Origin of the sequence: Micromonospora sp. URMC 103 (assembly GCF_051386435.1) — a bacterium.
Classification (GTDB): Bacteria; Actinomycetota; Actinomycetes; order Mycobacteriales; family Micromonosporaceae; genus Micromonospora.
Genome location: NZ_JBPQTR010000004.1, coordinates 200,489 through 220,415 on the forward strand (window position 1 = coordinate 200,489; position 19,927 = coordinate 220,415).

The window sequence follows — 19,927 nt, forward strand, 5'->3', positions numbered from 1 at the left end:
CAACTCCCCGCACCTCCGCGGTCCGGGAGGCCATGCCATCCGGAGCGAACACCGGCGACTTGACTTCGGTCGACATTCACGGCAGCGCCTGGGACCCGGCGGCGACCGCGATGACATTTCTCAACGAGATCGCCATGCGATACCCGGATGCGATCTCGTTCGCTGCCGGCCGGCCCACCGAGCGCTGGTTCGATCTGCACGACATCACTCGCCACGTCGAGACCTACTGCGCCTACCTGCGATCGGAGGTCGGATTGGACGAGGAGCAGGTCCGGCGTGTGGTCATGCAGTACGGCCGAACCAAGGGGATCATTCACGACCTGGTGGCCCGACAACTGAAGGTCGACGAGCAGATTGCCGTCGACCCGAGCGCACTGGTGATCACCGTTGGGTTCCAGGAGGGTGTGCTCCTCGTACTGCGAGCCCTGGCGTCAACTCCCCATGACGCCCTACTGGTGGTGTCGCCGTCGTACGTCGGCGTGACCGGCGCCGCACGTCTGGTGGACATGCCCGTCCTCGCCGTCAACAGCGGAACGGGTGGCATCGACCTCGCCGACCTGCGCAGGCAGCACGAGCTGGCCGTTGCTCAGGGGCTTTGCCCGCGAGCGCTCTACATCGTGCCGGACTTCGCCAACCCGACCGGAATCACGCTCGACGTCGCGCTGCGGCGGCAACTGCTCGCGCTAGCCACCGAACTAGGCATCCTCGTTATCGAGGACAATCCCTACGGGCTTCTGGGCCGACACCGTCTTCCCACCCTGAAGGCGCTCGACGAGGACAGGCGGGTCATCTACATCGGCTCCTACGCCAAGACGATCCACGCCGGTGCCCGAGTGGGATTCGTCGTCGCCGACCAACGCATCGCCACCGGAAACGGCACGGTCATTCTCGCTGACGTCCTGGCCTCCTTGAAGAGCGTGGTGACCGTCAACACCTCGCCCATCGCCCAAGCCGTGGTCGGGGGAAAGCTGATCGACTCTGGCTTCAGCCTGGTGCGGGCGAACCGACGCGAGACCGATCTCTACGAACGCAACCGGGACATCGTGCTGGCCGGACTCACCCGGCAGTTCGGTCGAAGCCCGACGGACATCGCGTGGACGACACCAGCAGGTGGCTTCTTCGTCGCCGTCTCTGTCCCCTTCCACGTCACTGACGAGCTACTGGAGCTCTCGGCTCGCGACTTCGGCGTGCTCTGGACGCCGATGCGCTACTTCTATACGGCCGGCGGAGGCGAGAAGGAGATCCGGCTGTCCTACAGCTCCCTGACACCGGAGACCGCCGCGGAGGGTATCCGGCGGCTGACCTCTTTCGTGGCGAGGCAGATGACATGAAGGCCCGTCCGGTCGGGCCGGCCAGCCGCCGGTCTCGCCTGCCAGCTTCGCAGTTCCTCCCGACCTTCAACGGGAAAGGGATTCAACAGGCCATCTTCATTCCTACACCACAGATGTCGACGAGGAGTCGAGCGTGACCGCACTCAGTGGCGTGAGCAGGATTCAGCGAGGCACGGGGGGTTGAACCATGACGAACAACGGCGGGACAAATCGATCGGGACTCGGCGACGCGGCGACAGCGTTGGATCCCTACCCCTTCTACGCGCGTCTGCGGTCGGACGATCCCGTGCATTGGAGCGAGGAGGCTCAGGCCTGGTTCGTCACCCGGTACGAAGACGTCTACGAACTCCTGATGGATCAACGGCTCGGGGCCCGGACCGCGAGCGGCTCCTTCGAGGGCCTGCCCCCTTCGGCCCGGACGGACGCCCGGCGGGTGGAACGGTTTCTGAGCCGGTGGCTGGTTTTCGCTGATCCGCCCTACCAGGCGAAAGCACGCCGGATGGTCGCGGGGGCGTTCAGCCCGTCCGCGGTGGCGGAGCTGGAGGGTTCGCTGCAGGAACACGCGAAGGCAGTCGTCGGGCGGTTCACCGATGGAGGTGACCTCATCGCCGAGCTGAGCCGCCCATACGCCCTCGCGGTCATCGGCGATGTCCTCGGCGCCATGCCGGAGGAGCTCGCCGACCTGTCCGCTCTGGCGAGAGTGGTGATGGACTACCTCGGCTCACGTGTCGACGCGGAGATCGCCGAACGTGCGTCGGCCGCGATCCGGGCGTTGACCAGCTATGTCGGCGACGTCGTCCTCCCCCGGGCGAAGGGCGCAGTGGCCGCAAACCTCGCGCGGTCCGTCCGCGAGGGATCGTTAACCGTGGAGGAGGCCGCCGGCGTCTTCACCCAGTTGCTCACCGGGGGCATCGAGCCGGTGAGTGTGACGACCGCCGTGTGTCTTGTGGCCGTGCACGGGCAGCCGGAGACGCTACGGCAGGTCAGGTCGGGGGCGCTCTCCTGGGAGAGCGTCATTGAGGAGGCGCTGCGCTACGACCCGCCGTTTCACTTCGCACCCAGGAGGGCCCGGGACGACTTCGAGTTCCGGGGGCGCCACATACGTGCTGGTCAACGTGTAGCGCTTGTCCTCGCGTCGGCGAACCGGGACGAAAACCGATTCGCCGCTCCGGAGCGCTTCGACGCGACCCGCGGCGCGCAGGGCCACCTCGCCTTCGGGAGGGGCGGCCACTTCTGCGTCGGCGCCGTCCTCGCCCGCACCGGGATCCGTGTCCTCCTGCGTTGTCTGGACGAGCAGCTGCCGACCTTCAGGCCACGGGTGCCCGCCACCAGGCTCCCCGCCCTAGGGGCCACGGTTCTGGACGCGGTGCCCGCGTATGTCTAGGCCAGGCACCGTTCTGGAAGACGGCCGAGGTCCCGTGGCCCAGGTGATCCCTCCCCGGCCGCTGAGGATGAACGCCGTGCTCGGGCTCTGGACACCCTCCAGCCCTGCGCCCGCGTTGTTCCCCCGGCGTTTCGCCCGATGCCTGGAGGCGCTCGCCGCGGCGGGACACGACGTCGTGTTGAGCCCCAGCTGTCGGAAAAACTCCGGCGTCGCGGCCGCCGATCCCCGCGCGTTGGCCGACGACCTGCACGCACTGCTCGAGGACGAACGAGTCGAGGGCATCCTCTGCACCACCGGGGGCTACACCACCATGCCCGTCCTCAAGTACGTGGACTGGGGCCTGGTACGCAGGGCGGCCAAGCCGATCGTCGGATACAGCGACGTCACGGCGCTGCTCTGGGCGGCACTGGCGCAGGCGGGGCTGACGACGTACCACGGCCCGATGGCAATTTCGGAATGGGGCGAGCAGGGGGGTCCCTGGCCCTACACCCTTCGCAACTTCCGGGACGTGGCGGGCGGTCGGGCCGCTCTCGTGGACATCGTTCTTGAGGCTCCGTCGGAGTGGACGGACGAACTTCTCTGGTGGGACAGGGAAGACGACCGGCCGCGGCGCACCCGACCTAACGCCCGCTGGCGAACCCTCATTCCGGGAAAGGCTTCGGGGTGGTTGCTGCCCGGCTGTGCCCCCACGGCAGGACGCCTGTTCGGTACCCGCTACATGCCGGACGTCACGGGCGCGATCCTCTGTCTGGAGACCCTCGAGATGGGTCCCGACCAGATGATCGGGCTTCTCGCCCAGTGGGAGGCGGCCGGGCTGTTCGACCGGATCGTCGGCCTGGTCGTTGGCCGGCACTATCGACCGGTGGCAGCGGCGGGGGGCAGCACCGACTTCGACGCGGCGATTATCCGGGCCCTGGACGGTCGCCAGGTACCGGTACTCGTCGACGTGGATTTCGGGCACACCGAACCCCGTCTGACGCTCCCTGTCGGGGGCCTCGCCACGATCGACGCGGACAACTGCCGCATCACCCTTCACCCGCATGAATCCCACCTGCGGAACGTCAGTCAATAAGCGGTAAGCGATTACTCAGCACACACTCTTCGGAAGCGATGTAAGGGGCAGGGATGAAAAACAACTGGATCCTCGGCATCAATCCCGGCGAGCCCGGCTACAACCATCATGACCCTGCGGCGGCCCTGTACCGCGACGGCCGCCTTCTGGTCGCCGCAGAGGAGGAGCGGTTCACTCGGATCAAGGGGGCTCCCGGGGTCTTCCCGACCGCGGCCGTCGACTTCTGCCTAGCGGAGGCTGGAATCTCCGTCGACGATCTGGACGCGGTGGCCGTCGGCTACGATCCCGGCTTCCGGGACGAACGTCTTGCCTCACAACTCTCGCGCATCCAGGAGAGGCTCGCCCTGCGAACCGGCCTCGCCGCGACACTGTCCGACGAGGAGGTGCGCCGAGCCGAGGATCTGGGCCGGGCCGTCGTGGATTGCGTCGCGAGCCACCGGATGTTCGGAGACAGCCCGGAGAAACTCATCGCCGACCGGCTCCGAATGAGCGATCCGACACGTGTCGTCTTCGTTGGTCATCATTTCGCCCACGCCGCCTCCGCCTATTACCCGTCGCCATTCGACGACGCGGTGGTCGTTGTGGTGGACGGCGTCGGTGAGGTCAGCAGCTCAACGTCGTGGGCGGTGAGAAGCGGTCAGTGGGAGCCGATCTCGGACGTCAGGTGCCCGAACTCGTTGGGCTATTTCTATGCGGCCATGACGGATTACCTCGGATTCGAGCCCTTCGAGGGCGAGGGTAAGCTGATGGCCTTGGCGCCCTATGGTTCCCCCGATCCACTGATTCGTGACCGGCTCGCAAAGGTCGCCACTCTGACCTCGACCGGCTACGACGTCTCGGATCTGGTGGCGGACGCCCTCAGGCCCCGCGGGATGGGTCTGGACCTCTCCGTCACGCGTACGCGGCTGACCGAGATCCTGGGCCGGCCGCCCGCCGCCCGTGGCGAAGCCCGGCAGACGTTCTACGAGAACGTGGCATGGGCGGCGCAGAACTTCTTGGAGCGCGCGATGCTGGACCTCGTGGCGCGCGCCGTAGAGGCCACCGGAATCCGCGATCTCGCGGTGGCCGGCGGGGTCTTTCTCAACTGCAGGCTGAACCAGGTCATCCGGGAATCCGGAGTGGTCGACCGAATGTTCGTGCAGCCTGCGGCAGGTGACGCCGGCCTCGCTCTCGGAAGCGCCCTCGCCGTGGCCGCCGAGCGGTCGGTGCTTGAGCGTGAACCCATGCGCACTCTGGCCCTCGGCCCGAAGATCCAGGCCGAGTCGGACGATTTCGGTGATCTGCCGGTCAGCGTTCCGGAGGATCTCATCGGGCGGGTCGCCGGGCTACTCGCCGAAGGAAAGACGGTCATGTGGTGCGAGGGCAGGGCCGAATTCGGGCCCAGGGGCCTGTGTCATCGTTCGATCCTCGCCGACCCGCGGGCCGCGGACATGGTGGAGCGCGTGAACTCCATCAAGAACAGGGAGACGTGGCGCCCGTTCGCTCCGGTGGTGTTGGCCGAGTACGCGTCGGACGTTCTGGGCCCGCTCGATCCGGCGGTGAACGGACGCTTCATGATCGAGTCTTTTGATGTCCAGCCGTCCTGGCGCGAGAAATTGGCGGCGGTCCTGCATCAGGCCGACGGCACCGCGCGCGTTCAGATCCTTTCTTCCGAGGACAACCCCACTGTGCACCGCCTGCTCACCCGGTTCCACCACCTCACCGGCGTTCCGGCTCTGATGAACACGTCCTGCAACGACCGCGGCGAACCACTCATGGACTCGGCTGCCAACGCCATCAGGCTCTGGCGCACGTCGGCTGCCGACGCCCTCGTCATCAACCAGTTTCTGTTGTTGAAGTAGCTTCGAGGTCAGCGCCGCGCGCAGCCGAAAGGCCGAGATGGCCGGCCGTGGCGCGGCGCACCGACCGATGGGACGTTGGCGAGCGCGGGCAGCCCTGGGCTGCGGTCGAGCGGGGCGCGCATAGGCGGCCTCGTACGCTGGCTGGCTCACCGGACGTGTAGCGCCGCCCTCGTCGCGGCGATGTGCGCAATGTTCGCGCACGTCTGGGCGTCGCCGGCCGATGTCCGATCGTCCGCGCCGCCGGCGGCGACGGCCATCGTGCCGGCCAGGTGCGTCGGTCGGGACGCGGTGACGTACGATTTCGGAGATCACGGCCCCAACTACATAGCAGCAGCCGACTCTACGCCGCTATAGGAGCAAATCGGCGCGGCTGGATCTGACGGAGCATAAATGTTGAGCAATCTTCTCATCGACTCTCTTTTCCCGGCCGACCTGCCGGAGCCGGCCGAATGGGATCGCCGCTTTCCGCCCCGGGAGTTGCCGGCGGGGGCGCGAACCGTCAGATTCTGCCCCAGCCCCACCGGCCCGTTGCACATCGGTGGCATCTATGTCGCGATGATCGACCGAAACCTGGCGGACACCTCGGGCGGGCGATACGTCGTGCGAATCGAAGACACCGACCAGTCGCGTGAGGTACCGGGGGTCAAGGAGCAGTTCCAGCGCGCGTTCGAATATTTCGGCTTGCTACCCGACGAGTCCGATTTCGCCGGTGGTGACTACGGTCCGTACCTGCAGTCAGCTCGGGAGACAATCTATCTCTCGCACATCCGGGACCTGATGCGCCGACGTCTCGCGTACCCGTGCTTCGCGACCCGGGAGGAGCTGGCCGAGATGACCGCCCAGCAGCAGGCCGCGAAGGTTCCGACTGGCTACTACGGCGAGTGGGCGATCTGGCGGGACGCCCCGCACAAACGCGTCGAGGCCGCGCTCGCGGAGGGACGGCCGTACGTCGTCCGGTTCCGCGCCGAGGCAGCAGCGGGCGAACGTGTTTCGTTCGTGGACGCGATCCGGGGTCGGATCGAGTTCGACGCCAACCGCAACGACGTGGTCGTACTGAAGAGCTCGGACCAGTCTCCGCGGCTGCCCACCTACCACTTTGCCCACGCCGTCGATGATCACCTGATGCGGGTCAACCTCGTCCTCCGGGCCGACGAATGGCTCTCCTCAGTGCCGGTGCACCACCAGTTGTTCGACGCGCTCGGCTTCGAGCGGATCGAGTACGCGCACGTCGCGCCCCTGCTGAAGCAGGTCGGCGGCGGCAAGCGCAAGCTGTCCAAGCGGAAGGACCCGGAGGCGTCGGTCGACTTCTACCTCCGGGAGGGCTACCCGGCGGAGCCGGTGCTGTACTTCCTCCGCGGCCTGATCAACGGCCGGCTGGCCGAAATGCCGCAGTCCGAGGCGCTCGCCGCGACCATTCGGTTGGACCAGTGCGGCGTTTCCGGTGCGCTCGTCGACATGGTCAAGCTGGGTGGCCTGTGCGCCGACCACATCGCCACCATGCCCGCCGCGTCGGTTCTCGCGGCGGTGACCGACTGGGCTGAGCGGTACGACGCCGAGTTGGCGAAGATCCTGGCTGCGGAGACGGATCTCGCGCTGCGCGCACTGACCGTTGAACGCGACGGTCACCCCAACCCCCGCAAGGACCTGCAGAAGTGGTCGGACTTCCGGCCGGTGTACGGGTTCTTCTTCCCGGAGCTGTTCCCGCTGGTGAACGACCTGGCGGACACCCCGCTCGCGAAGCTTCCCGCCGACGTCGTCCGGACGTTCGCTGCCGCGTTCGGCGACGCCTATCAGCCGCTGATCGACTCGCAGGAGTGGTTCAACCAGATCCGGTCCCTTGCGGCGACGCACGGCTTTGCCGGTTCCCCGCAGGAGTACAAGGCCAACCCCGGTGCCTACCACGGCTCGATTCGAGAGGCGTCGCAGATCGTACGCGTGGCCCTGACCGGGAGCACCCGCAGCCCGGACCTCTACGCCGTCGCCATGGCGCTGGGCGCCGACGAGGTGCTCCGTCGGGTCCGGGCCCTGGCTGACGGCCAGGGCTGACCGCCCACCAGACCCGACGCCGGCCCCGTGCGTCGGGTCTGGTGGTCAGTTGCCGACGCTGCTCCAACGGCGTACCGATTCGCCTGGTCCGAGGACCTCGATGCACTCGGCCAGTGACAGCGGTGTGTCGGCGCCGCCGAGCTGGGCGAGTAGTGTGCGAACGATCCGGCCGTACTCGCCGCGGTCACCCGCCGCCAGTGCCCGGATCGTCGCGGCCGGGCTCTGCCCCGCCGCGACGGCTTCGGCCGCCATCTTGGCCCACACCTGTGCCTCTGGGGAGGCCGAGCCGGGTACCCAGTCGGTGGTGGCGAAGCGGAGCAGGCCGGTGATCTCGTCGGCCGAGCTGATCCTGCGTCGTAGGACAGGCGTTGCCCGTGCGGCGATCGCCCGTGCGCTGCGGTCCTCCGTCCCGGCCGCACTCAGCCTGTCGCGGATCAGTTCCTCGACGAACGTGGCGGGCGCCGCCGAGCGTAGGTAGACCCGGTTCATCCAGGCGAGCTTCTCCAGTGATTGGTTGACGAACTCCTTGCGGCTCACGCGCGCGAAGTCGAATGACTCGATCATCTCGGCCAGAGTGCGTACGTCCTGGCCGTCGTCGCCGTACCCGAGCAGTCCGTAGTAATTGATCACCGCCTCCGGCGGGTACCCGGCGGCCTTGAGCTCGTCGAGATAGAGCAGGTGGCCGCGCGGCAGGAAACGCTCGCCGATGACGAAGCCGGGGATCCGGACCAGCGGGTGGTGCAGGTACAGCGGCGGCTCGAGGCCTAGGGCCCGGTACACGATCGCCTGCGGCGCCATGTTGGACAAGCCCTCAACGCCCCGGATGACGTGGCTGATACGCATCATCGTGTCGTCGACGACGACGGTCAGGTGATAGGTCGCCCAGCCGTCCGGCCGGCAGATCACGATGTCGCTGAGCGACTCGGCCGCCACGGTGATCGGACCGCGGATCAGATCGTGGGAGGTGATGACGCCCTCGTCCGGCACCCTCAGCCGGATCGCCGGCTCCCGCCCCTGCCGTGCGGCCTCCGCCTGATCACGTCGATTCGGGGTGCGGCAGCGACCGTCGTACGCGCGGCTGCTGCGCCCGGGGGTGCGAGCCTGGGCCGCGAGCGCGACCAGCCGTTCCGGCGGGCAGTAGCACCGATATGCCGCTCCGGAGGTCAGCAGCTCCTGGACAGCCTGCTGGTAGAGGGGCAGCCGCTCGGACTGCCGGTACGGACCGTAGGCGCCGCCGACCTCGGGACCCTCGTCCCAGTCCAGGCCCAGCCAGCGCATGCCGTCGGGATAGCTCTGCAGAGCTCCCGGCATCTGCCGGTCCACATCGGTGTCGTCCAGCCGCAGAATAAAGGTCCCTCCGTGACGCCGCGCGAAGAGCCAGGAATAGAGAATCGTACGGGTGATGAAGGAGGGGAACGGCATCTCGCCGTTCGGCGCGAAACGTACGCGAACCTCGTCGCTCATTGCCGTTTCTCCCTGCTAGCTGGAAGCGTCGGATTCGATCGTCTGGCACCACAAAGGCCCTGTCAGCTTCTGCGCTCGCGCAGCTATGGGCATGGCAGCTTGTTGCCGCCCTGCCGGGGCAGCTTGCTGCGCGGCAGTTTGCTGAATGCGTGCGACCAGCCGCCGGGCGCGATTACGCCATTAGATTCATGCACGTCGTCGCGATCGGAGCACCGAGGAGTCCGATGAGCACCGAGACAGCCGCCGGCTCAGCGTCCGGCCTGTGCCCAGCCGGGATCGACCCGTACCACCCAGGTGCGCTGGTGGACCCCTATCCCTTCTACCGGAGACTTCGCTCCCGAGGACCCGCGACGTACGTCCCGGGCCGCGGGATCTGGTTGGTGTCGCACTATGAGCACGCCGCCGCTGTGTTGCGCGACTATCGCGCGTTCGTTTCCGGCCAGGGCGCCGGCTACACCCGGGTCCCCGACCACGGCTACCGGTACCCGTTGATTGACAACGACCCACCCGAGCACACTCGAGCCCGTCGTTCGGTGCAGAACCTCTTCGGCCGCGCGGCCATCGACGAGCTTCGGCCCGGGGTCCGCGCCGCGGCGGTCGACCTGGTGGAGGCGGCAGCGGCGGCCGGCGAGATCGACGCGGTCACCGCACTTGCCCTGCCGCTGCCGGACCGGACGATCCGCCTGCTCACCGGCATCCAGCCGCCGGACGGCGCCACGATGGCGACCTGGGGTGACGCGGTGGGCCAGCTCGGGGCCGCAGATCTCGATCCGGAGATGGTTCGGATCGCCACCGAGTCGCTCGAGTGGTTGATCGCCGAGGGCGTGCCCGCCTTACCGCCACACTGCATGGGGCGCACGATCATGGAGCACGGCGGCGACAACGGCGGGCTCGAGGACGGCCGGGAGCGGCTGATGATGCTCGACTCGATCTGGTTGGCCGGCATCGATTCATCGAGCAGCTCATTGGGCAACGCGATCAGCGCCTTCGCGGACTTCCCGCAGCAGTGGGATCTGATCCGCGCCAATCCCGGGTTGATCCCGAACGCGGTCGAGGAAGTACTCCGCTTCGACGCCCCGTTCCGGTCGTTCTACCGTCGTACCGTGGCCGAAACGGACATCGGCGGTGTCCCCATTCCGGCCGACAGCGATGTCTGCGTTCTGCTGGGCGCCGCCAACCGGGATCCGGACCGGTTCGCCGATCCGGACCGCCTCGACGTCACCCGGGCGGACGCCAAGTCACATCTCAGTTTCGGCACGTCCATCCACCTCTGCATCGGTGCCCCCGTCGCACGGCTGGAGCTCACCGAGCTGATCACCGCCTTGGCCGCCCGGGTACGCCGATTCGAGCGGATCGGGGACGCGGTGCGGGCACCCAATCAGGCGATGCGGAAGTACGCCTCCCTCCCGGTCCGCCTGGTCACGGACTGAGGCAGACGACGGCGCGAGACCGTCGAGCCGGAACGTGCCAGGCAGCTTGCGGCCGGACGGCAGGCAGTGACTGAGACCAGTTCCAGCTCCACCATTTTCACATCGCTGATCGCTCGCACGAAGCGATCGTCTGGGGCCCAGGATGAACATGACGCTGATGAATCTGACAAAGCCACAGAACCACCTCGCGGGCTTCGGAGCCACGGTGTTCTTCACCGACGACGGGACCGAGTCCCGGCGATCCGCTGACCTGCGGTGCCGCCGCGCGATCTCTGCGGCATCGGCGCCGCCCGGCTGGAGCATCCGATGAGCCCGGCGCCGTCCGTCCGCCTCGAGGTGGTCGACAACGACCTGACGATCCACTACGACCAGCAGATCTGCTCCCGTTGCATCCTGCCCGCGACGTTTCCGGACATCACCTTTGACGACACCGGGCTGTGCAATTACTGCCGCGACGAGTCCGAACGAGTCGTCGTCGCCCAGTCGGCCGTCGACGAGGCCGTCGAGTCCGCGCTCGCCACGGCGGCACCTGATCGCGACTACGACTGCCTGGTTCTCTACAGCGGGGGTAAGGACAGCTCACTCGCCCTGTCGATCGCGCGCCGCCGACTCGGCCTGCGCGTGCTGGCGTTCACGCTGGACAACGGGTTCTTGTCCGCTGGCACCGGCGAGAACATGCGCCGGGTACTTGACGAATTGGGCGCGGACCATGTGCTGTTCCGCCCGCCCGGCACCGTGATGCGCCCTCTCTACCGGATCAGCATGGGCCTGAGCTTTGGCACGGACACCACGAAGTACTCGACCGCAGGTTGCGGCTCCTGCATCAGCATGGTCCTCGCCACCGGCCTGCGCTTCGCCACCGCGCACCGCATCCCACTGCTGGTCGGCGGTTGGACTCCGGGACAGTTCACCACCAACCCGCTGTGCTCGGTGTCCTTCCTGGACGACGTGGTGCGTCGGCATTTCGACCCGCTGACCGCGGCCTCCCCGAGCCTCGCCGACGAGCTCGCCGCATGGCGTCGGCCGTCGGACGCGGCCCGGCCGGCGGGTCTGCTCAACCCGCTGTACGCCAGCCAGTACAGCGAACGGGACACGGTGGCCGCGCTCGCCGAGCTGGGCTGGCGGACGCCACCGGACACCGACTCCTGCTCGACGAACTGCCGCCTCAACGGCCTGCTGATCGTCGACCATGTCCGCAAGCACGGATTCCACCCGTACGTGTATGAGCTCGCGCACCACGTCCGGCTCGGTGCACTCGCCCGCGACGAGGCGCTGGACAAGGTCAGGCGGGTGGGTGTGGATCCCGACCGCCTCAACCGTGTGGCTGCCGAACTCGGTGTCACGTCGTTGCTCACCCCCACCCGATCTGGAGCTGCCAATGTCCGTTGACACCCTCACCCCTGACCACCTGGCGCTCGACGCCTTCGCCGCGGTCACCGCGGATGACATGGCCACCATCGACTTCTCCAGCCTGGTGGGTCTGCTCAACGAACCCAACATGCCCTCGGGCGGCGGCGCGACCATCCGCCGGGTCGTCGACCTGGCCCGGCTGCGCCGCGGAAGCCGGGTACTGGAGGTCGGAAGCAACACCGGTTACACCAGCATCGAGTTCGCCAGCTGGATCGACGGGCAGGTCACCGGCCTGGACATCAATCCGGTCTCGACGGCCTTCGCCCGGGCCAAGGCGGCGCGCTGCGGGTTGCGCAACGTGCGCTTTGACGTCGGCGACGGGCAGAACCTTCCATACCCCGACGGCTCGTTCGACCTGGTCTACTGCAGCAACGTGACGTCGTTCATCGACAACCACCGCAAGGCGCGGGACGAGTACTACCGCGTGCTCGCCGACGGCGGCCTGCTCGTCGCGGTCCCGATCTACTACCACACCGCGCCGCCGGAGCACCTGCGCCGCCGGGTCGGCGAGGCGATCGGCGTCGACCTCGCGGTCACCTGCCAGCAGTACTGGAGCGATCTGTTCGCCGACCCACGGGCATGCCTACTGGAGCGAGAGACCTACGAGTACGAACGGCAGCCGGCCGATCGGATCGCCGCATACGTCGAGCGCGTCCTCGACCAGCCGCACCTGCTGGCCATCGATCCGTCGGTGCGCGACGCCGCCGCGGCACGGCTCTCGTACTTCTACAGGCTCTTCGACGAAAACCTGTCGTACGCGCGTTACGACATCCTCGTCTACCGGCGCGACCACCCGAATCCGGAGCCGGTGCTGCACACCACCCGACGTGTGGGCACCGACCGATGAGTGTCCCCGCCGAACTGCTCGAGCACGCAGTGCACCCGAACCGACTGCCCGACACGGAGTGGCTGTCGCAGTTCCGGGCTCGCAATGACGGCCGGGAACCAATCATGCTCGGCCTCGGCGAACGGTGGGAGGGCATCCCGGCCGCGCTGGTGGCCGCCCTGGCAGAAGCGCCGCCATCCGCCCACGGCTATCAGCTCTCCATGTACGGACTCCCCCGGCTGCGCACCGTGCTTCGCGACTACATCCGGGACACGCACCGCCTGGGCGGCCTGGACGACCGCTACGAGCTGGCCGTGAGCTGGACCGGCACCCGCAGCGTCATGCGCGACTTCGCCGAACTGGTCGCGGCCCAGCGCGGCGACGGCCCGCCGCCGCTCGCCCTCGCGGTCGCGCCGTCCTGGGACTACGCGGGCGTACTGGAGCAGGCCGGGTTCGCCATGGCATACCTGACCCCTGGAGAGGGAGACGGCTGGCTACCGACGCCCGACCTGATCGGCTCCTGGCGTCCGGATCCGGGACGTCGCCTCGGCCTCGTGGTGATCAACGCACAGCACAATCCGACCGGTCTGCAATGGTCCGCCGCCTCGGTGGACGCGTTCATCCGGCTGGCCGCCGAACAAGGGGCGGCCGTGCTGATCGACGACGCCTACTACGGGTTCATCGCTCCGGAGACCGAACCGACCTCGGCGTTGGCACAGATGGTCGCTGCCTCCGCCGCCACGGATGTGCCCTGGGTGGCCGTGCGGTCGCTGGGCAAGCAGTTCAACTGCAACGGCTGGGCGATCGGGGCGGTGACCGGTCCACCCGGTCTCCTCGACGACCTCGTCAACGACGTGCGCGCACGGCACACGTACAACCATGGCGCCCACCTGCAGAGCGCCATGGCCCACTGGCTGGCCGACCGGCCGGCCGTCGAGGAATATCTGGCGGCCGAACGGACGGCGTACGCGGTCCGGCGTACGACCGCCTTGGACGCCCTGACCCGCTGTGGGGTCGCCGACATCGTCGCGGGCCCGGCCAATCCGTACCTGCTGTTCCCGGTGGTCGGCGACCGCCGGACGTTCCTGCGACGCGCCGCTACCGAGGTTGGCGTCCTGCTGTCCGACGCCTGGCCCGCTGCCCGGCGACTCGGCCCACATCCCGGCCGGCACGTCCGGATGTATCTGGGCCGGGAGCCGGAGGATCTCGCCGAGGCGGTAGACCGCCTGGCCACCGCCGAGCTACTGCCCGTGGGGGTGCACAGATGACGACGAACCGGTGCCATCTCGTCGAGGTCACCCCGATGCCGGACGTGCGGTACAGCCTCAACCTCGGCTACCTGCACGCGACGGCCGCCGCCGACCCGCAGTGCGCTGACGCGTACACGATCACCAAGCATGTCATTTTTCAGGTGCCGGGCCTGGTCGACCGCATCGACGCGTGGCTCGACACCCTCGATCACGTCGACACGCTGGCCATCTCGGTGTACTTCTGGAACCGTGCGCCATCCTTCTACATTGTCGAGGCGGTAAAGAGGCGCTGGCCCGACTGCGTCGTAATCATGGGCGGCAACGATGTCTCGCACCAGACCGAAACGGTGTTCGCCGAGGCCCCCGGCGTCGACGTCCTCGCGCATGGTGAGGGCGAGATGGTCTTCCGGGACCTCCTGCGCACGCTGAGCGGCGGCGGCCAACTCGAAACTGTTCCCGGCATCAGCTTCCGCCGCGACGGCGAAATCGTCGTCAATCCGGTCGGTGAGCGAATCAAGGACCTCTCGGTCATCCCGTCCCCCCTGCTCAGTGGGGTCTACGACATCAAGGACATCAGCTCCTCGCGGATCATCATCATGGAGACGAACCGCGGCTGTCCCTACTCCTGCGCCTTCTGCTACTGGGGCGGCGCGACCCAGTCGAAGGTGCGTCCGTTCCCACTGGAACGGATCAAAGAGGAGATCACCTTCATCGTCACCCACGCCGCTCAGGACGCCACCCTGTTTCTCGCCGATGCCAACTTCGGAATCCTGCCGCAGGATGTCGAGATAGCCGAGTGGCTGGTCGCCGAGCTCAAACGCCTCGACAAGCGGATCTTTCTGTTCACCAACTGGGCGAAGAACACGAGCAAGCGGGTGCTGCGCATCGCCGACATCCTCTACTCGGGAAACCTCATCGCCGCGGTCACGCTCTCCGCCCAGTCGTTCAGCCCTGACGTGTTGCAGATCGCGAAGCGCTCCAACATCAAGCCGGACTACTACCGCAGCTTGCAGCAGGAGTTCCAGCAACGCGGTATCCCCACCTACACGGAGCTGATCTGGGGAATGCCGGGCGAGACCGTCGAGTCCTTCCTGTCCGGACTCGAGTACGTCATCGACAGCGGGGGCCATCCGGTCGTCTACCCGCTCTTGCTGCTGAACAACACGGAGTACACGAGCGAAGCGTTCCGCAGCGACCACTCCGTGCGGACCCGGCACCTGCCGTACCAGATCACCAACCCCGAGATGCGCGCGGAGTTCGTCGTCGCCCACGCCAAGATGAGTAAGGACGACTGGCTGCGCGGCATGGAACTGCGGCTGTCCATGGCGGTCTTCTACGGTGCTCTGCTGCGCGGCCTGCTCCGGGTCGTCAGCCGGCAGAGCGGACGACGCGTGGTTGACCTGTGCATGCTGCTTGTCGATTTCCTGCGCACCACCGATCCGGCGACGACCGTGGGCGCGATCGTCGCGAACCACCGTGACATCTGGATCGATCCCCAGGCGTTCGATGCCGATCTGATCATCGGGATCACCGGATCCGACGGGATCCCGGAGCACCTGCACTACCAGGCGCTCCTGCGACACCTGCTGGACACCGGCGCGTTCGCCGATTTCATCCGGCAAGCGGCCGCGCACCTGTGGGACCGACTGAACCCGGATGACGTCTCGCCGCACGAGTACGCCGAGCTCGTCGACTATCAGGTTTTCGCGGTCGGCGCCCTGGCCGCGAGCGTCCGCCGGGATCCGCCGAGCGGTCCGGTGACGATGCCGCTCAGCCGTCGGATTCACGAGCTGCTGGTAGAGACGGGCCAGCTGCCCGTACCACCAGTTGGCTTCCCACACTGGGCTGAAGTGACGCTCGACCCGGACCGGTTCACCACCTCACCGGTGGACTCCCTACTGCTGGCCATCTACCACGGCAGCGTGCAGGTGGCCAAGTCGTTCCACACCGCCGCCGTCCTGGACCAGGGCGTGGTAAGCCTCGATGCCGGCTGAGGCCGGGAGCGGTCATCAACAACCAGGTAGCGGTGCGGGAATGTACCGCCGCATTCATGAAGGAGGAATTGTGGCTGCGCCCACGATGAACAAGGTCCAGCCGTCCAGCCTCTGGCACGGCCGGCCGGGGTATCACCTCGACGTCCTGACCAACCCCTGGTACCAGGCGATCGCGGTGCTGCAGAACTCGATCAGCGAGCTTACCGCTGACTTCTGGCGAGGGCGCGGTGGACAGACCATCTTCCTGCCCGTCACGACCGGATCCATCTCCAGTCCGATGGGACTCGGCAGCGACTCTTCGCCGGTCGACGTCGAGCTCGCCGGAGTGAAGACCTACCTCGCCGACTCGATGCAGTTCATGTTGGAATTCGGCTGCCGCCTGACCGGCGGGGACTGTTACTACATCATGCCGTCGTTCCGCGGCGAGTCCTGCGATTCGACGCACCTGAGCCAGTTCTTCCACAGCGAGGCCGAGATCCAAGGCGGTCTGCCCGACGTGCTGGCCGCAGTCGAGGACTATCTGGTTGCGCTCTCGGCCGGGCTGCTCGCCCGGCACGGCGACCTGATCGAGCGGCTCGGCGGGCGCACGGATCACATCGAGGCTGTCGCCGGACGTCCGTTCACCAGGATTACCTTCGACGAGGCGGCCACGCTGGTCGAGCCCGATCAGATTGTTGACCACGGTGGCTGGCGCACCCTGACCCGGGCCGGTGAACGGCAGCTCATGCGAACCACGGGCGAATTCGTCTGGGTCACTCACTGGGATCACTTGGCCGTTCCGTTCTACCAGGCATTCGGTCAGGACGAACGGACGGCGCTGAACGGCGACCTGCTGTTCGGCCCCGGTGAGGTGGTCGGTTGCGGCGAACGGCACGAGACCTCGGCACAGGTGGAAGCGGCGTTGCGCCTGCACCGTGTCGACCGCGAGCCGTACCGGTGGTATCTCGAGATGCGCGACTCCTCGGCGATGCGCACCTCCGGATTCGGGCTGGGCATCGAACGCCTGCTGATGTGGCTGCTGTCGCACGACGACATCCGCGACCTTCAGTTGCTGCCCCGGGAGAACGGGAAGGACATCGTCCCGTGAACGTCGTGCGGATGTGTCAACACCCAACGCGTTCCGGGCGTAAGGCCCGAATCGGAAGGTAGATCATCATGCGAAGTCAGGGCACGGTGCTTTCCATCAATGCCGGCAAGAGCGTCGAGGTGCCCTGGGCGGGGCGCCGCGGAAAGTCCGCCATCGACAAGGTGTCCGTCGGGTCCGGCGCTTTCATAGGACCGCACGGCATTGAAGGCGACGAACAGGCCACCGACTTCCACGGGGGGCTGCTTCAGGCGGTTTACGCGTGTGCGCGAGAAGATCTCGACTGGTGGGCGGGGCAGCTGGGCCGGCCTCTCCGAAACGGCATGTTCGGAGAGAATCTCGACCTGCTGAGCTTCGATGTGAGTAACGCGGCGCTTGCGGAGCAATGGCAGCTTGGAGAGGCCGTCTTGGAGGTATCCGCGCCCCGGATAGCCTGCGGCACCTTCGGCGGCTGGATGGGCGAGAAGGGATGGGCCAAGCGCTTCAACGACGCCAAACGACCGGGCGCGTACCTGCGTGTCCTGAAGGCCGGTGTCGTGAGAGCGGGGGATCCCGTGCGAGTCACCTGGGAACCGGAGACCAGAATCCCGCTCAGCGAGGTGGTTGCCGGGATCCTCGGCGATCACGAGGTCCTCCAGCGCGTCATCGACTTCTCCGGAGAGAACCCCCAGTGGGACGTCTCTGCGGTGATGCCGCCGTGGCGGACGTACCCCAACTTTAAGCCGAGCCCGAAGACTGCGGACGGTCACTCGAATTAAGAAAGTGCAGGACCGATGGGTGCACACCAACGTTGCCGGCGCACCCCGCTCGGGACGACGGCCGAGGCCGGGTTGTGATGACATGCCTGTCGCTTGAGGCGGCTGTCCTTGTTCGGGAGGGATGGGAAGCATGAAACAGCCGGAGGTCACGCTCATTCTTGGCTGGCGTCAAGAGTTGGTCGAAGCGCTGCTGCGGAGAGGCGTCCCGGTCATAGTCGTTCTCAGCGACCCCGATATCAGGCTTCAGAAGCCGGCCGGCGAGGTGTTGACGGCCTGCCGAAAGGTGTATCGACTCGCGACCTTCAACTCTCTGGAAGAGGTCGGGGCGGTCGCGGTGGACATTGCGATCAGCGGCGTCAGAGTGGGTTGCGTCGTCGGCGTGACCGAGTTCGATCAGTATGCGGCCGGTTACATGGAAGCTCTCCTCCGGGGAGGGGTGGTAGATCCCCTCATGCGGGTCGCGCTGCGTGACAAGAGACTGATGAAAGCTCGCGTGCACGCAAACGGTGTGCGGGTGGCGCAATGGCGCTCGATCTCCGATCCCGGCGACATGGAACAGTTGCGGGCGGTGGCGGACGAACTCAAGTTTCCCATCATGGTCAAGCCGGCCGCCGGATTGGGGACGATGTCGACCGTTCGCCTGGAGAGCCAGGAGGAGTTCTTCGATACGCTCAGCTCCTTTCAGTTCGAGGATCTGATCATCGGTCGCCAGCTCATCGCCGAAGAATTCGTGTCCGGACGTGAGTACCACGTAGATTCCTTCTGGTTGGACGGCGAGCCCGTGTACATGTCAGTCGGCGCGTATCAGCAGAACAGATTTGCGTCGATCACCAACAGGGCCGTCGAAAACGGTCCGGCGGATGGCAGCCTGCTGCTTCCCGAATCGGAACACGCCGGCTTCTACCGCCGAGTGGAAGAGATGCACCGGCGTGCCAATGAAGTCCTCGGCGTGCGCACTTCGATCACCCATCTAGAGATGTTCGAAGACGATGAAGGTGAACTCTGGTTCTCGGAGGTCGGAGGCCGGATGATGGGCGGCTGGGGCGCGCTGATGCTTACCCACCGGTACGGCCGGGACATCTGGGACGTCATAGCCGGCGGGCTGGTGGGCGCCGCACCAAAACTCGAACCGAGCGGCCCCGCTTACATAGGGATAGCGCATCTCACACCGGCAACACCCGGGATCATCACCCATATGCCCTCGGACGGGGAGATCTCGAAGGTAGAGGGAGTGCTTGGCTGGCACCGCGTAAAGGAGATCGGACAGCACTTCAGCCTCGCCCACGCCGCCGACTGGTGCCTGGTCGTCGTCGTCGGAGCGGAGACTGAGGCGGAGTATCGGTCGCTGGCCGCCCACGTCGCTCGGCAGCTTACCGTCCAGACCGATTCCGAACTGCCCGCATTGGAGCACACCTCTTCCAAGCAGTGAGCCATTTTCATCATGGGTGGCGGGGATCTTCGGCGGCTTGGAGGACGAGGATGGCCTGAACGATCGGGACAGGTGTCCGGATGCCTCGCATGAACCCGTTCGTGGAACGGCGGATCCAAGCCTGCCGCCACGAGCTGCTCGACCGGACCTTGATCTGGAATCAGGCTCACCTGCTGCATGCCCTGCGCGAGTACGAACACCATGTTTGACTGGGGTCTATGCGATCGGGGGAGGCGCGGCTGGCGATCGACTGCGGCACTGCCACCACGACCGCGGTGTGCCCGGAGTGCGGACCCTCACCTACGAGGTCACCTACACCGACGGCGTCCAAACAGCCAAGAAGCTGATCCGCTCGGAAGTGACCAAGGCCCCCGTCACCCAGGTCGTCCGCGTCGGCACCAAGCAAACCCGAAGCTGCGACCCGAACTACAGCGGCGTCTGCGTACCCGTCGCCAGTGACGTGGACTGCGCCGGCGGCAGCGGTGACGGCCCCAAGTATGTCGACGGTCCTCTTTACGTCGTCGGTCGCGACATCTACGACCTCGACCGTGACGGTGACGGCATCGCCTGCGACAAGTGACCCGAGCATTCACCCGAGGGCGGCAGCG

General features: G+C 66.9%; 15 protein-coding genes. 14 read left to right on the top strand and 1 reads right to left on the bottom strand.

Features of this window, described 5'->3' with window-relative positions; all coding sequences use genetic code 11:
* Positions 1-32 precede the first annotated feature (32 nt).
* The 5 genes from ACSNOA_RS04490 (at position 33) to ACSNOA_RS04510 (ending at position 7,674) form a co-directional block, all read left to right on the top strand.
* On the top strand, positions 33-1,331 hold the full coding sequence (locus ACSNOA_RS04490) for a PLP-dependent aminotransferase family protein (protein ID WP_436658311.1): 1,299 nt from the start codon (positions 33-35) through the stop codon (positions 1,329-1,331).
* 187 nt (positions 1,332-1,518) lie between these two features.
* On the top strand, positions 1,519-2,715 hold the full coding sequence (locus tag ACSNOA_RS04495) for a cytochrome P450 (protein WP_436656558.1): 1,197 nt from the start codon (positions 1,519-1,521) through the stop codon (positions 2,713-2,715).
* A 34-nt stretch (positions 2,716-2,749) separates the two neighbouring features.
* A complete protein-coding gene (locus ACSNOA_RS04500; protein WP_436656560.1) occupies positions 2,750-3,787 on the top strand; it encodes a S66 peptidase family protein in 1,038 nt (345 codons plus the stop codon).
* 53 nt (positions 3,788-3,840) lie between these two features.
* A complete protein-coding gene (locus tag ACSNOA_RS04505; protein WP_436656562.1) occupies positions 3,841-5,628 on the top strand; it encodes a carbamoyltransferase family protein in 1,788 nt (595 codons plus the stop codon).
* A 390-nt stretch (positions 5,629-6,018) separates the two neighbouring features.
* On the top strand, positions 6,019-7,674 hold the full coding sequence (locus ACSNOA_RS04510; RefSeq protein ID WP_436656564.1) for a glutamate--tRNA ligase: 1,656 nt from the start codon (positions 6,019-6,021) through the stop codon (positions 7,672-7,674).
* Positions 7,675-7,719: 45 nt separating this feature from the next.
* Here the strand turns inward: ACSNOA_RS04510 and gltX are convergent, their stop codons facing one another.
* Entirely contained in the window at positions 7,720-9,138 is a 1,419-nt protein-coding gene (gene gltX, locus ACSNOA_RS04515; protein WP_436656566.1) for a glutamate--tRNA ligase, read from the bottom strand.
* A gap of 149 nt (positions 9,139-9,287) precedes the next feature.
* Here gltX and ACSNOA_RS04520 point away from each other — a divergent pair, with 149 nt between their 5' ends.
* The 9 genes from ACSNOA_RS04520 to ACSNOA_RS04560 all read left to right on the top strand — a co-directional run bounded on the left by ACSNOA_RS04520 (position 9,288) and on the right by ACSNOA_RS04560 (position 19,899).
* Positions 9,288-10,568 carry a cytochrome P450 gene (locus ACSNOA_RS04520; protein WP_436656568.1) on the top strand — a complete coding sequence of 427 codons (1,281 nt, stop codon included), beginning with the start codon at positions 9,288-9,290 and terminating at the stop codon, positions 10,566-10,568.
* 255 nt (positions 10,569-10,823) lie between these two features.
* Positions 10,824-11,957, top strand: coding sequence for a hypothetical protein (locus tag ACSNOA_RS04525; protein WP_436656570.1), 1,134 nt, complete (start codon positions 10,824-10,826; stop codon positions 11,955-11,957).
* The gene (locus tag ACSNOA_RS04530) at positions 11,947-12,825 is read left to right on the top strand and encodes a class I SAM-dependent methyltransferase (RefSeq protein WP_436656572.1); all 879 of its coding nucleotides are present in this window, start codon (positions 11,947-11,949) and stop codon (positions 12,823-12,825) included. The genes ACSNOA_RS04525 and ACSNOA_RS04530 overlap by 11 nt, the downstream gene beginning before the upstream one ends.
* Positions 12,822-14,072, top strand: a complete 1,251-nt coding sequence (locus ACSNOA_RS04535) for a pyridoxal phosphate-dependent aminotransferase (RefSeq protein WP_436656574.1) — start codon at positions 12,822-12,824, stop codon at positions 14,070-14,072. The genes ACSNOA_RS04530 and ACSNOA_RS04535 overlap by 4 nt, the downstream gene beginning before the upstream one ends.
* The gene (locus ACSNOA_RS04540) at positions 14,069-16,048 is read left to right on the top strand and encodes a radical SAM protein (RefSeq protein ID WP_436656576.1); all 1,980 of its coding nucleotides are present in this window, start codon (positions 14,069-14,071) and stop codon (positions 16,046-16,048) included. Before ACSNOA_RS04535 ends, ACSNOA_RS04540 begins: the two co-directional genes overlap by 4 nt.
* Before the next feature lie 70 nt (positions 16,049-16,118).
* Positions 16,119-17,135 (top strand): asparagine synthetase A, encoded by a 1,017-nt coding sequence (locus ACSNOA_RS04545; protein ID WP_436656578.1) that lies wholly within the window; start codon positions 16,119-16,121, stop codon positions 17,133-17,135.
* Positions 17,136-17,203: 68 nt separating this feature from the next.
* Positions 17,204-17,890: an MOSC domain-containing protein gene (locus ACSNOA_RS04550; protein WP_436656580.1), complete on the top strand. Its 687-nt coding sequence runs from the start codon at positions 17,204-17,206 to the stop codon at positions 17,888-17,890.
* Positions 17,891-18,020: 130 nt separating this feature from the next.
* A complete protein-coding gene (locus ACSNOA_RS04555) occupies positions 18,021-19,319 on the top strand; it encodes an ATP-grasp domain-containing protein (protein WP_436656582.1) in 1,299 nt (432 codons plus the stop codon).
* Between the two features lie 277 nt (positions 19,320-19,596).
* Positions 19,597-19,899, top strand: coding sequence for a G5 domain-containing protein (locus ACSNOA_RS04560; RefSeq protein WP_436658312.1), 303 nt, complete (start codon positions 19,597-19,599; stop codon positions 19,897-19,899).
* Positions 19,900-19,927 lie beyond the last annotated feature (28 nt).

Bases quoted from the DNA above. Each gene is read 5' to 3' on its own strand.
- ACSNOA_RS04490 (WP_436658311.1), top strand. From the start codon at position 33: ATGCCATCCGGAGCGAACACCGGCGACTTGACTTCGGTCGACATTCAC.
- ACSNOA_RS04495 (WP_436656558.1), top strand. From the start codon at position 1,519: ATGACGAACAACGGCGGGACAAATCGATCGGGACTCGGCGACGCGGCG.
- ACSNOA_RS04505 (WP_436656562.1), top strand. From the start codon at position 3,841: ATGAAAAACAACTGGATCCTCGGCATCAATCCCGGCGAGCCCGGCTAC.
- ACSNOA_RS04510 (WP_436656564.1), top strand. From the start codon at position 6,019: ATGTTGAGCAATCTTCTCATCGACTCTCTTTTCCCGGCCGACCTGCCG.
- gltX (WP_436656566.1), bottom strand. From the start codon at position 9,138: ATGAGCGACGAGGTTCGCGTACGTTTCGCGCCGAACGGCGAGATGCCG.
- ACSNOA_RS04530 (WP_436656572.1), top strand. From the start codon at position 11,947: ATGTCCGTTGACACCCTCACCCCTGACCACCTGGCGCTCGACGCCTTC.
- ACSNOA_RS04535 (WP_436656574.1), top strand. From the start codon at position 12,822: ATGAGTGTCCCCGCCGAACTGCTCGAGCACGCAGTGCACCCGAACCGA.
- ACSNOA_RS04540 (WP_436656576.1), top strand. From the start codon at position 14,069: ATGACGACGAACCGGTGCCATCTCGTCGAGGTCACCCCGATGCCGGAC.
- ACSNOA_RS04550 (WP_436656580.1), top strand. From the start codon at position 17,204: ATGCGAAGTCAGGGCACGGTGCTTTCCATCAATGCCGGCAAGAGCGTC.
- ACSNOA_RS04555 (WP_436656582.1), top strand. From the start codon at position 18,021: ATGAAACAGCCGGAGGTCACGCTCATTCTTGGCTGGCGTCAAGAGTTG.